This window comes from Blautia sp. CGZ-1-C1 (assembly GCF_056504575.1).
In genome coordinates, this window is sequence record NZ_JBWLUT010000116.1 from 115,456 (window position 1) to 128,748 (window position 13,293).

The window sequence follows — 13,293 nt, forward strand, 5'->3', positions numbered from 1 at the left end:
TCGCAATCCGCTTTCGCTACTTGCTCATAACCAAATAACTGCTTCGCAGTTTATCAGAAGGGGCTTGTACCCCTTCTGATACAAGCAAGTCCCCACCCACTGCTTATTGCTCTTCGCAATTGAAGCAGGGGACTTACTTGATTTGGTTAAAACAAAGTGAACTGCAACTTTCATATTTTCAGATAAGACTTTATCTTCTCTTCCTGCAAATCCTCACCAATTACAATCAAAACCTCCTGCCCTACATGAAGAGGACGGATCGTAATTTCATTCTTAGTAGCATTTAATTCAATCCACTTTTTCCCATTTTTCTCCGTCTGAACAGACTTTCCAGAAATTCCATCACCATCGTCCACTCTCATAAATCCTTTCATACGAAATACATGTCCGCATTCCGGATCAGACAGAATCTTCTCTGCCGCTTCCCGCAGTTCCTTCTCGGTCGTTTTCACATTCATATAATACAGAGAAGTAAACGCTTCATCCGCTTCGAGCTCCGGTTTCCGGTAAGTTGACATCTCATATCCACAGGACGCAATCCCGGCAAAGTCCTCTTTCGACATTTCATCCCAGTTTTTGTGGATAACATTACCCATTTTATCCATATCCTGTTCCGTATTTTCCTTACCTAAACCGCCAAATCTCCTGCGACAATGCACCTTCTCCAGCGCCCGATTTACATGATCAATTGTCCCCTGAATTTCCTCCGGTGAAGCCTCCTGGCTCTTGCTCATCACGATACATCCCGCATCTGCCACCTCAGAAGCCAGAATAAAATCCGCCTCATCCGACAGATCATTCTCCAGCCTGGAATCCACGATCGCAATCACATTTCCAATCTGGTACCAGCGATTCAGTGGTTCTTCATGAAGAATATCAAAGAACTCATCCACATCAAAAATCCCTGACGGCTCCACGATCACCCGGTCATATCCACACATTCCCATAGCAATCAGCTTCGTTTTAAACCGCCTCCTGTGGCAGTCTTTGTCACATCCACCAGAAATCATCTCCAACTCACAATTATCTCCCATCAGATCCTGAAGCAACATCATATCCACATTCACTGCCCCATAATCATTCTCAAGTATTCCAATATTATTTCCTTCATCCATCAGATACTTCGCATATTTCCTGATAAACGTCGTCTTCCCTGATCCCAGAAAACCTGTGATTAAATCTACCTTAACCATTCGTTGTTTTCCATTCCTTTCGTAAACTTATATCGCATAATAATTGATAATTTTTTATCTGAATTTTTCATAAACAATCTCTATAATTTTTTATTATAACGGAAAACTTAAGTAATAACAATGGACTAACAGAACAACAAATTAACTTAAATATATTCCTTCCATAGTATAAGGGCGCAGCAGACCTTATCTGTCTGCCACACCCTTATACGCATACCTTTTAATCCATATAACTCTATATAAAAGTAATCCTTTAAGATAACTCCAGCTTACCAGTATAAAGCTGATAATAAGTTCCTCTTAACTTAATGAGGTCTTCATGGTCGCCTCTTTCGATGATCTTACCATGGTCCAGTACGATGATGGCATCGCTGTTTCTGATGGTTGAGAGTCGATGGGCGATTACGAATACGGTACGGCCTTTCATCAGGTTATCCATACCTTTCTGTACGATACTCTCTGTACGGGTATCGATACTTGAAGTTGCTTCATCCAGGATCAGTACCGGCGGGTTGGCTACGGCTGCTCTGGCGATAGAGAGAAGCTGGCGCTGTCCCTGGGAGAGTTCCTCGCCGTCACCGCTTAACATGGTGTCATATCCATTCGGAAGCATCTTGATGAACTGGTCTGCATGAGCCAGTCTTGCTGCCTCGTATACTTCCTCATCTGTCGCATCCAGTTTACCATAGCGGATATTTTCCCTAATAGTTCCAGTGAACAGATGAGTATCCTGAAGTACAATTCCCAGAGAACGTCTGAGGTCGTCTTTCTTAATCTTCGTGATGTTGATTCCGTCGTAACGGATCTTACCTTCCTGAATATCGTAGAAACGGTTAATCAGGTTTGTGATGGTTGTCTTACCGGCACCGGTAGAACCTACGAAAGCAAGTTTCTGTCCTGGTTTTGCAAAGAGACTGATGTCTTTCAGAATTACTTTATCCGGGTTATAACCAAAAGTAACATCTTCGAAACGTACATCTCCTGTCAGCTCTGTGTAGCTTACAGAACCGTCTGCGGAATGCGGATGTTTCCATGCCCACATACCTGTTCTTTCTTTGCATTCTGTGATGTTTCCATTGGCATCTTTCTTCGCATTGACAAGTTCTACATAGCCTTCATCCTCTTCCGGTTCCTCATCAATGAGCCTGAAGATTCGTTCTGCACCAGCCAGAGCCATAACGATTGCGTTAAACTGCTGTGCCACCTGCATAAACGGCTGTGTGAAGCTCTTTGTAAACTGCAGATAGGAAGCCATGACACCAAGAGTGATGCCGCCGACTCCTGTTACAGATAGAAGTCCGCCAAGTACAGCTGTTAAAACGAACTGCAGGTTACCAATGTTACCAATTACAGGTCCCATCATGTTACCGTATTTATTGGCATTTGCAGAACTTTCGAAAAGTGCTTCGTTGAGTTTGTCAAATTCTTCTTTGGACTGCTCTTCGTGGTTAAAAACTTTTACAACTCTCTGTCCGTTCATTCTCTCTTCCACGAAACCAGTCACGTCTGCCAGAGATACCTGCTGGCGGATGAAGTATTTACCACTGTTAGAACCGATTTTATTCGTGACCTTCAACATGACAAAAATGATCACAACTGCCAGAATTGTAAGCAGCGGGCTTAACACCAGCATGGAAATAAATGTAACAATGATCGTAAACAATGCCATCAATGCCTGCGGAATCGCCTGGCTGATCATCTGTCTCAATGTGTCGGTATCGTTGGTATAAAGACTCATGATGGATCCGTTTGTGTTCTGATCGAAGTAGCGGATCGGGAGAGTCTGCATATGTTCAAACATATCGTCACGAACACGTTTCAGCACGCCCTGACCGATATAAACCATTGTTCTGGTATAGATAAATGTAGCAATTACACCAAGAAGGAAAATACAGCCAAGAACGGAAAGCGCCTTATACAGTTCTGCAAAGTTCGGATCTGTCTGTCCGATCAGCGGAATGATAAAATCATCCAGCAGGAATTTCAATGACAGAGAAACAGAAATGCTGGCTACTGAACTGATAAAGATACAGATAAACACAAGGATAAACTGTGCTTTATAAGTTGCTGTCATATATTTCAGAAGTCTTTTGGCAGTTTTGATGGTGTTCTGATCTAATTTTTTTTTCTTATTCATCGTCTCCGCCTCCTTTGACCTGTGATTCATATACTTCTCTGTAAATATCGTTTGTCTTAAGCAGTTCTTCGGATGTTCCCACGCCTACGATCTTACCGTCATCCAGTACGATGATCTGGTCTGCATCCTCAATAGAAGAAACTCGCTGTGCAATAATGATCTTTGTTGTGTTCGGGATTTCCTCTCGGAAAGCCTTACGAATCAGGGCATCTGTTCTGGTATCTACCGCACTGGTAGAGTCATCCAGGATCAAAATCTTCGGTTTCTTAAGAAGTGCTCTGGCAATACACAGACGCTGCTTCTGTCCACCGGATACGTTGTTACCACCCTGAACGATCATAGTATTATAGCCATCCGGGAATTCACTGACGAATCCGTCTGCCTGTGCAAGCTTACAAACTCGCTGAACTTCTTCATCACTGGCATGTTCATCGCCCCAGCGGATGTTTTCATAAATGCTTCCGGAGAAAAGCACATTTTTCTGCAGTACCATAGAAACCTGGTCACGAAGAACCTCCAGATTATAGTTACGGACATCTACGCCGCCAACCTGTACATTTCCCTTCGTGACATCATAGAGTCTCGGAATCAGCTGTACCAGAGTAGATTTGGCACTACCGGTTCCACCGATAACACCGACGGTCTGACCTGATTTAATATGAAGGTTTACATCCTTCAGGGAAAGGTTTCCGCCTTCTCCTGCATAGCTGAAATCTACATGATTGAAGTCAATAGAACCATCTGCCACTGTTTTTACTGCATCAGCCTTATCCTGCATTTCCGGAACTTCATCCAGAACTTCAATGATACGGTCTGTAGATGCCTGTGCGATCATAATCATAACAAATACGAAAGTTACCATGTTCAGGGACATCAGAATCTGAAGTGCATAAACGATAACACTTGTCAGTTCACCAGTCTCCATGCCGCCGAGAACGATTCCTCTTCCACCGATGGCAACAATGATAATAATTACGGTATACATCATAAACTGCATAACCGGAGCATTCCATGCAACAATCTTCTCTGCTTTAGTAAAGAGGTTGTAAACGTATTTGGAAATTCCATGGAATTTCTCGATCTCATGGTCTTCTCTTACGAATGCCTTAACTACGCGGGATGCATTTACATTTTCCTGTACAGAATTGTTCAGGATATCGTACTCATCAAATACTTTGATGAAATGCGGATGTGCTTTCTTTGCAATGAAGATCAATGTACCGCCCAGAAGCGGAACTACGACCAGGAAAAGTAAAGCAACTTCCTTGTTAATGGTCAGTGTCATGATCCATGACAGAATGATCATAAACGGTGCTCTGGCAAGGAGACGTATGCTCATCATATATGCCTGCTGCACGTTCGTGATATCTGTAGTCAATCGTGTGACCAGACCTGAGGTTGAAAAGTGGTCGATATTTTTGAAGGAGAAATCCTGCACCTTGTAAAAAATATCATGTCGTAAATTCTTTGCATATCCTGCTGCCGCAACTGCCGCCATGTTTCCGGCCTGTACACCGAAAAACAGAGAGATCATTGCCATTGCAACAAGGATGACTCCTCGCTGGATGATATAGCTCATATCGCCGTTTGCGATACCTACGTCGATGATCTTCGCCATTTCCAGCGGAATCAGAACTTCCATCAGTACTTCCAGAATTACAAGGATCGGAGCCAATACAGACTGCTTCTTGTATTCCCGGACGGAACTTAAAAGTTTCTTATTCATCTTTGTCGATGTCCTCCTTATTCTTTATAATTGTTACCTCTCATTACTTTTTATGTTCACAATGTTCTTCTTTACCATGAACATCATCAACTTCCTGTGACTGTCTCTCTTTCTCCTGATCTGCCAGACAATTACATACGCTTCTGCGATTTTCATACATCTGCCACAGAACCTGCTTGCACAGCTCCACATCTTCTTTCGGGATTCCCCGAACCATTGCCTCTTCATTTTCCTCGATGCTCTTAAGAATTGCCAGGCGGATGTTCTCTGCCTTTTCGGTAGGGACAATCCGTTTCAGACGTGCATCCTGTCTGGCACTCTCTCTGTAAATATAGCCATTCTTCTCCATCAGCTTCAGAATTCCGGTCGCTGTTGGCTTTCTGACCTGAAATTCCTCTTCAACATCTTTCTGATAAAGATCCCGATGCATCGTTTCAAGAAGAATGAATTTCAGCACATGCTTCTGCATCGTTGTCAGATCATCATTCTCCATCACTTCGGTCGGATTATGCCGCCGCATGGAATGTGACAAAATATGGATCAGCCTGCCAACATACATATCCTTTAGTCTCTGTTTCATTTCTTCCTCTATCGCTCCTGCACCTCCTGTCAGTCAGATATTTGTAATCCGCTTCATTACTTTCTGATTTATAGCAAGCTGATAAAATCCCACCTCTTCAGAATACCAGTACATAGAATCCTGAAAGTGGGAAGTTTTATGGCTTTCTATTTAGTTAGTACCCTAACTATTTTTTTATTATAATGATGCATATGTGGAATGTCAATCATTTTTATCGTTACTGTTCACTCCGTTCTCAGTAACGTAGCCAAAATTCATTCCAGATTGCCTGCGGCAATGGAATTTTGGCTTGTATGTCTCGGGATTTTGGCATATTTATGCCAAAACACCTCGCGGGATAGTGGTGTGTGAACAGTAACTTTTTATCAATAACAATTTGTATTTTTTATAATCCAGAAATTGCGTCTGCCCGGAAAGTATGTTAATATTGTTTCACTGAGTACAGCGATAAAATACAAAAGTCCGAAAATAATATTCTGTAAAATCAGATGGATTCCGGACTATGTTTAATAACAAAGGAGGATTTTTATTATGTATATTACATGTCTTGACGTAGAAGGTGTATTGGTGCCGGAAATCTGGGTTGCATTCGCAGAAACCAGCGGAATCCCGGAACTTAAGAGAACTACCCGTGATGAGCCGGATTATGATAAATTAATGAACTGGCGACTTGGCATTCTGAAAGAACATGGTCTCGGACTGAAAGAGATCCAGGATGTTATCGCAAAAATTGACCCGCTTCCAGGTGCTAAGGAATTTCTGGATGAACTTCGTTCCTTCTCTCAGGTCATCCTGATCAGTGATACTTTCACACAGTTTGCTGCACCTCTAATGGAAAAGCTTGGCAGACCAACACTGTTTTGCAACACTCTTGAAGTTGCAGACAGCGGTGAGATCACCGGCTTCAAGATGAGAGTGGAACAGTCCAAATTAAGCACTGTCAAAGCTTTACAGTCTATCGGATTTGATACGATCGCAAGTGGTGATTCCTACAATGACCTTGGTATGATCCAGGCAAGTAAAGCCGGATTCCTTTTCAGAAGCACTGATAAGATCAAAGCCGATTACCCGGATATCCCGGCATATGAAGCTTATGATGAATTACTGTCAGCTATTAAGAATGCTATGAAATAATTGACGGAAATCCTAGTGTGCCGACAAGTTGATTCTTGAAGCAATCTTGCAGGATAAATTTTCTTATTTCAAGGCGGAGGAGAGAGGCGTAGCGGTGGCTACGGCGACCGACGACAACGCGGAAATAAGGAATTTAGACGCAAGATTGTTCGAGAAATCAACTTGTCGCTACACTAGAAACTAATTATTTTGAAACATTACTCAAAAATCAATCAATAGCAATTTCGTATTGTAAATAATTTCCAGTTAGTACAAAAACCATCATACATTCCCAATAACATCGAAATATTTTTTCGTTGCATCGGTTCTGTATGATGGTTTTTTATAAATTCACACAATATATCTCCGGATTTTAGAAGATCCAAAAACGCTTATTATTTTTACTATTTCGTTATCCCGTATTTCTCTTTAAACTGCTCCGCCGAACATGGCTTTCTGTAATAATATGTTACTGTTCACACGCCACTATCCCGAGACATACCGCGCGAATTTATGCGAATAGCATAAATTCTGTGCATCGCGAAGCGTGTTACTGAGAACGGAGTGAACAGTAACAATAATATCCCTGAATATAAGACAGATTGATACTGATCTTGAAGTTTGTATAAACCTTTCTGCATTCTTCACACATCGTCATAGCGGTATCCATAATCCATCTTCCCACAGGAATGATCAGACCGCAATTCTCCAGAAGCGGTACAAACTCCATCGGAGAAATAAATTCGCCCTCAGAGGTATGGAATCTAAGCAATGATTCTGCCGCATACAGACTCTGATCTTTCATTCAATCTTTTCGCTTCCGTCACTGCCGTACAGTCCGGCTACAGTTCAAACGCTTTCTTTATGCTGTCATAATGCAGAAATTTTCCTTCTGCCGCAAACGCCTTAATCTCATCAACTGTAGCAAACATATATCCGTCTGTTTCCTCTGTCTGCAGATGCAGATTCTTCTCGTCAATGTCCATCACAAAGCGATACACATCCACGAAATAATTATCGCCCTCACCCGGGTTCTCTCTCTTATATGTAAAAAGATATCCACCTTCTGCACCACGTGCATCCAGACCTGTTTCCTCTTTTACCTCACGCAAAACAGCTTCGTAAGATTCCTCTCCCGCCTGAGCAGCTCCGCCGGATACTTCCCACCAGCCTGGTGCCCATGCTTTCGTCATTACGCGTTTTGTTATAAGGAAAGTTCCATCCGGTCTTGCAACCACACCCAGAACTGTCAGATGATATTCTCCATCCTTTAAGCACCAGTCATTTCTCTTCATTGTGCGTCCGGTCGGTTTCTTGTCTTTATCATAAATGTCCCAAAACTCCATGTTGATCTGTTTCCTTTCATTAATGTATTGCTGCCCTTCATTATACGGCTTTTCCCTGTCGTAAAGCAACTTATTTATGAAAAATAAACAAGATACCTGCAAAATATCCTTAAATTCCATGCATCCTTGCATTGAAATTAAAACAATTATTAAGTATAATTGCATTAGACAACTGTCACCGTATGGAGGCAGTCATTTAAAGGAGGAATATTATTATGGCAACATGGAAAAATCTGGATACCCTTGCTTCTTACAGCAAACTTGCCGAACTGAAAGGTCACGTAAATATCGCTGACGCCATGGCAGGTGAGAAGGGTGCAGAACGTGTAGTGAAATACAGCGCACCAATGGCAGCCGGTTTAACTTACAATTATGCTGCAAAACAGGTGGATGAGACAGTTCTTGACGCACTTGCAAAACTTGCAGATGAGGCCGAACTTATCGACAAATTCCAGGAATTATACAACGGCGCTGTAATCAATACAGGAGAGAAACGTATGGTTCTTCATCACCTTGCACGTACCCAGCTTGGTGAAGCTGTAGTTGTAGACGGTGTTGACAAACGTGAATTCTACGTTGCACAGCAGAAAAAAGCAGCAAACTTTGCAAACAAAGTTCACGCAGGTGAGATCACAAATGAAAACGGCGAGAAATTCACAACTGTAGTACAGATCGGTATCGGCGGAAGTGACTTAGGTCCTCGTGCATTATATATCGCTCTTGAGAACTGGGCGAAAGCAAACAACACATTCAAGATGGAAGCGAAATTCATCAGCAACGTAGACCCTGATGATGCAGCTGCTGTTCTTACTTCCGTAGACCTTGCTCATTCTCTTTTCATCGTTGTATCCAAATCCGGTACAACTCTTGAGACATTAACAAACGAAGCATTTGTAAAGAATGCTCTCGTTAAAGCAGGATTAAATCCTTCCAGACATATGCTTGCTGTAACAAGTGAGACTTCTCCTCTGGCTAAGAGCGAAGATTATCTGACAGCAATCTTTATGGATGACTATATCGGCGGACGTTACTCTTCTGTTTCCGGTGTAGGCGGAGCAATCCTTTCCCTTGCATTCGGCCCTGAAGTATTTGCACAGATCCTTGACGGAGCTGCTGCTGAGGACAAGCTTGCTACAAACAAGAACATCCTTGAGAACCCGGATATGCTTGACGCCCTGATCGGTGTTTATGAGAGAAACGTACAGGGATATCCTGCTACAGCAGTTCTTCCATACTCTCAGGCATTAAGCCGTTTCCCTGCACACTTACAGCAGTGTGATATGGAGTCCAACGGTAAATCTGTAAACCGTTTCGGTGAACCTGTAAACTATGTGACAGGACCGGTTATCTTCGGTGAGCCAGGTACAAACGGACAGCATTCCTTCTATCAGTTATTACATCAGGGAACTGATATCGTTCCGCTTCAGTTCATCGGCTTTAAGAAGAGCCAGCTTGGTGTAGATGTTGATATCGAGAACAGCACAAGCCAGCAGAAACTCTGCGCTAACGTTGCAGCTCAGATCGTAGCATTTGCATGCGGTAAAGAAGACGAGAACCTCAACAAGAACTTCAAGGGCGGTCGTCCTTCCAGTATCATCGTAGGTGAAGAACTGACACCGGCTTCTCTTGGTGCATTACTTGCTCACTTCGAGAACAAGATCATGTTCCAGGGATTCGTATGGAACTTAAACAGCTTCGACCAGGAAGGTGTACAGCTTGGTAAAGTCCTTGCCAAACGTGTTCTCGCACACGACACTGACGGAGCACTGAAAGTATACAGCGATCTGTTAAACATCTGATTTGTAGTTTTATACTTTTACAGAAAATATCTACGGGAAATCATTCTGATCTGGATGATTTCCCGCTTTTTTATGTCATAGGAATGTTATTCAATAGTTTTCTATAATATAAAAACCATCATACAGTCCCCACAAGATTCTGTATGATGGTCTTCCTATCTTCTTTTAATTTAATTATGCTCCGCAGAGCTTCTCCATAAATTCAGCTCTCGGCAATGGTCTGGAATAATAAAATCCCTGAATAGCATCACAGCCCATTTCTCTCAGAAGTTCTACCTGATCCGCGCTCTCCACACCTTCGGCAATCACATTCATGCCAAGTCCATGTGCAAGAATTGTTATCTGCTGCACGATCATTCTTCCCTTATCTTGCCCGATACAGTCTATCAGACTCTTATCGATCTTCAATGTATTAAATGGCAGTTCACTTAATGTGATCAGAGAAGAATACCCTGAGCCAAAGTCATCCATGTGCAATGCAAATCCAGCATTTACCAGTCTCTCTGTAAAGTCTCTGATCTTCACATTATTCAATGTAGCCGTCTCTGTCAGTTCAATCGGCACACAGGAAAATGGAATTCCCGTTTCTTTTACGATGTCAACATAACGCTCTACAACGCCTGTATGATGAATACTTACACGTGACAGATTTACCGAGATTGGAACCAGTTTCTGTCCTTTCTCTATAAGTTCTCGCTGAAATTCACATACATATCTGAATATATATTCATCCAGTTTTACGATCAGGCCATCCCTCTCATATAGCGGAATAAAATCCCCCGGCATTACCATAGAGCCATCCGGATTGATCCAGCGTACCAGAGACTCTGCTCCTACAATTTTCTCTGTTTTTACATCATATTTCGGCTGGAAATATGCTGCAAACTCTTTATCACGAATCGCACTGTCAAATCGGTTCTCCAGCTTTCTGTCAAGCATCTGTTTCTGTTTTAACTCTTTCGTATAATATGCAATACTGTTCTCATAATTATCACGAATACTGCGGATTGCCATAAATCCTCTGTCACAGATTACGGAAACCGGTAACGAAATATCAATATCTTCATAAATTCCGTACTTAACCATAAGATTCGGAATCGGAGCATTCTCCGCAATTTCTTCTGTCACTCTCTTCATTATATCTAACGACAGATCCATATCCCCATAAGCAAGGCATACAAACTGATCACTTCCATATCTGGATACCAGACCATGCGGCATCATCTTTGCATATGTCCGGGCCAGATAACACAAAACCTGATCCCCGATCTTATCTCCATAACTGCTGTTAATCAGTTTAAAATCTCTGATGTCGGCAACTACCAGATGAAATTTCTCCTCCGCCTTAGCCTTTAGAAGTACTTTGGCATGATAGAAGAATGCCTGTCTGGTATAAATTCCGGTAAGTTCGTCATGCTCTACCGCTGTAAGTGTCAGCACAGACTCTCTTAACTTTATTACACTGTTGATTCTGCCCATTACAATTTTAAAATTATAAGGTTTCGGAATAAAATCAACCGCACCCAGATCCAGACACTGAATCTCCGCATCCTTCGAATTACTTCCGGTCATAACAATAACCGGTATCGTTGATAACACTTTATCCGTATTTCTCTGTCTAAGAAATTCAAATCCATCACACACCGGCATGCAGATGTCAAGTAATACTACAGATAATTCTCTGTAATATTCCCTGAGAATCTTAAGTCCTTCTTCCCCATTCTCCGCAAGAAGAACTTCAAATCTCTCTTCCAGAAAAGAAGAAAGGATTTCACGATTCAGTTCATTGTCCTCTACGACCAGAATCTTTCTCTTTGCTGGCGTTTTTCCCGGTTCCAGCAGTTTTACATTGTCAGAATCTTTTATCATACTTCTCTATTGCTCCCTTCAGACCGAAAAGCCAAACATTACTGTTCATTCCGTTTCCGGCAACAGCAAAACATCTCCGGATATGTCTGCCGGAGATGCTTAAAATTCATTGACGATCTGTTTGTTCTTCTAATGTATCTTAAAATAACCGGCCAGATGTATACTCTCGTTTCCTGTCAGAGTTTTCTACAATTTAGGCCTCGTAACCTCACAATTTTAATTATGCAAAATATCCTAAGTTATAAAAAAATCATACATGATATAAAATGTATTTTGGCTTCTTAATTTTACCTTATTCTGCATATTCTTTCAAGAGTTAATATGAAATCGGGGAAACTCTTTCGTTACTGTTGTTACTGTTCCACGCCACTATCCCGCGAACAGTAACATGACGTCCACAATTTGCAGACGTCACATTTCCAATTGCTACCGTTTTCTCTTTCCCGGTAGCTCATATAAAATTTATTCCATTACAGAATATCGCAGAACTTCTCTTCGTCAAGAGCAAACTCCATTTCATTACTGACGGAAAAAATATATCCATCGAATTCCAGAGTCTTAAAAAAACAGTTTTTCTCTGAAGATTTTCCGAGGATAAATCCATTCTCTGTCGGAATTACTTCAAACGAGTCCAGTGCAAGGCTCATTCCTTTTCCAGTCATCTTCATGTAGCTTTCTTTTAATGTCCAGAGTGTAAAGAATGCTCTGTTTTTGTCATCCGCAGATCTTATATATTCAAGTTCTGTGGAGTAGAAATAATGTTCTGCTACCTCAAGTGGCGCTTTACTGTTCTTTTCAATGTCACATCCGACTTCGCAGTCTGATAATACACCGACTACATAATCCCCTGCATGTGACACATTAAAAAAGAGGTTGTCCACAAATGGTTTTTCATTTTCGGAATACTTCAGATCATTTTCTGAAAATCCATTTTCATTAAGAATTTTCCTGATGATGATACCTGCTCCAAGACTTCTCTTCCGGTCATCAGGCTGAAGATACCTGATGACCTTTTTTCTTCGCCTCTCGTCAACCAGTTCGAGAAGCTTTTTATCCTGCAGCGGATCATTAAAATTCCTGATATTGATTCTGTATAATTTCATTTTATATCATCCATAAATCAAATTGCTGACCACTCAGTCCTCAGCAATACACTACATTACCTGAATATCTCGTAGAATAACGTTATATAAACATCAGCAATCCTTATATCTTATCTCTCGATTTCTATCTGCTGGTCAAATCCGGTAAGTCTGAAAATATCAAATACTTCATCCGAAACATTTATAATCTTAAATCCATCCTTACCCATCATCTTCTTATATGCAACGATTACCTGACGCAGTCCTGCTGAAGAAATATATTCAAGCTTTGCAAAGTCAAACACGAGGCTTGTAATGCTATCCTCAAGTTCTGAAAGTGCCTCCTGTAACTGAGGTGCTGTCTGTGTATCAAGCCATCCGCTGATCTCCAGCGTTGCTTTATTTCCTTCTGTTTTCTTTACGATTTCCATGAAATGTACCTCCTTTT

General features: G+C 41.7%; 11 protein-coding genes. 2 read left to right on the plus strand and 9 right to left on the minus strand.

The features are described from left to right. Positions 1-170: 170 nt before the first annotated feature. The 4 genes from AC058W_RS11025 to AC058W_RS11040 all read right to left on the minus strand — a co-directional run bounded on the left by AC058W_RS11025 (position 171) and on the right by AC058W_RS11040 (position 5,636). Positions 171-1,193, minus strand: a complete 1,023-nt coding sequence (locus AC058W_RS11025) for a GTP-binding protein (RefSeq protein WP_117845735.1) — start codon at positions 1,191-1,193, stop codon at positions 171-173. Between the two features lie 253 nt (positions 1,194-1,446). Continuing rightward, positions 1,447-3,330: an ABC transporter ATP-binding protein gene (locus AC058W_RS11030; protein ID WP_479390080.1), complete on the minus strand. Its 1,884-nt coding sequence runs from the start codon at positions 3,328-3,330 to the stop codon at positions 1,447-1,449. Beyond that, positions 3,323-5,056, minus strand: coding sequence for an ABC transporter ATP-binding protein (locus tag AC058W_RS11035; RefSeq protein ID WP_118516498.1), 1,734 nt, complete (start codon positions 5,054-5,056; stop codon positions 3,323-3,325). The genes AC058W_RS11030 and AC058W_RS11035 overlap by 8 nt, the downstream gene beginning before the upstream one ends. 43 nt (positions 5,057-5,099) lie before the next feature. Then, the gene (locus tag AC058W_RS11040) at positions 5,100-5,636 is read right to left on the minus strand and encodes a MarR family winged helix-turn-helix transcriptional regulator (RefSeq protein ID WP_117675583.1); all 537 of its coding nucleotides are present in this window, start codon (positions 5,634-5,636) and stop codon (positions 5,100-5,102) included. A 531-nt stretch (positions 5,637-6,167) separates the two neighbouring features. Here AC058W_RS11040 and thrH point away from each other — a divergent pair. Continuing rightward, positions 6,168-6,770, plus strand: coding sequence for a bifunctional phosphoserine phosphatase/homoserine phosphotransferase ThrH (gene thrH / locus AC058W_RS11045; protein ID WP_479390081.1), 603 nt, complete (start codon positions 6,168-6,170; stop codon positions 6,768-6,770). A gap of 529 nt (positions 6,771-7,299) precedes the next feature. Here thrH and AC058W_RS11050 read toward each other — a convergent pair. Continuing rightward, on the minus strand, positions 7,300-7,554 hold the full coding sequence (locus AC058W_RS11050) for an EAL domain-containing protein (protein WP_479390082.1): 255 nt from the start codon (positions 7,552-7,554) through the stop codon (positions 7,300-7,302). Positions 7,555-7,591: 37 nt separating this feature from the next. Further along, on the minus strand, positions 7,592-8,095 hold the full coding sequence (locus tag AC058W_RS11055) for an NUDIX hydrolase (RefSeq protein WP_117675589.1): 504 nt from the start codon (positions 8,093-8,095) through the stop codon (positions 7,592-7,594). 215 nt (positions 8,096-8,310) lie between these two features. Between AC058W_RS11055 and AC058W_RS11060 the strand changes: the two genes are divergently transcribed. Beyond that, complete coding sequence (locus AC058W_RS11060; protein ID WP_479390083.1) at positions 8,311-9,894, plus strand: glucose-6-phosphate isomerase; 1,584 nt, start codon at positions 8,311-8,313, stop codon at positions 9,892-9,894. Between the two features lie 174 nt (positions 9,895-10,068). Here the strand turns inward: AC058W_RS11060 and AC058W_RS11065 are convergent, their stop codons facing one another. The 3 genes from AC058W_RS11065 to AC058W_RS11075 all read right to left on the minus strand — a co-directional run bounded on the left by AC058W_RS11065 (position 10,069) and on the right by AC058W_RS11075 (position 13,276). Next, positions 10,069-11,763: a two-component system response regulator gene (locus AC058W_RS11065; protein ID WP_479390084.1), complete on the minus strand. Its 1,695-nt coding sequence runs from the start codon at positions 11,761-11,763 to the stop codon at positions 10,069-10,071. 470 nt (positions 11,764-12,233) lie between these two features. Then, positions 12,234-12,866 carry a 4'-phosphopantetheinyl transferase family protein gene (locus AC058W_RS11070; protein WP_117675596.1) on the minus strand — a complete coding sequence of 211 codons (633 nt, stop codon included), beginning with the start codon at positions 12,864-12,866 and terminating at the stop codon, positions 12,234-12,236. Positions 12,867-12,976: 110 nt separating this feature from the next. Further along, a complete protein-coding gene (locus AC058W_RS11075; RefSeq protein ID WP_117675597.1) occupies positions 12,977-13,276 on the minus strand; it encodes an STAS domain-containing protein in 300 nt (99 codons plus the stop codon). Positions 13,277-13,293: the final 17 nt, after the last annotated feature.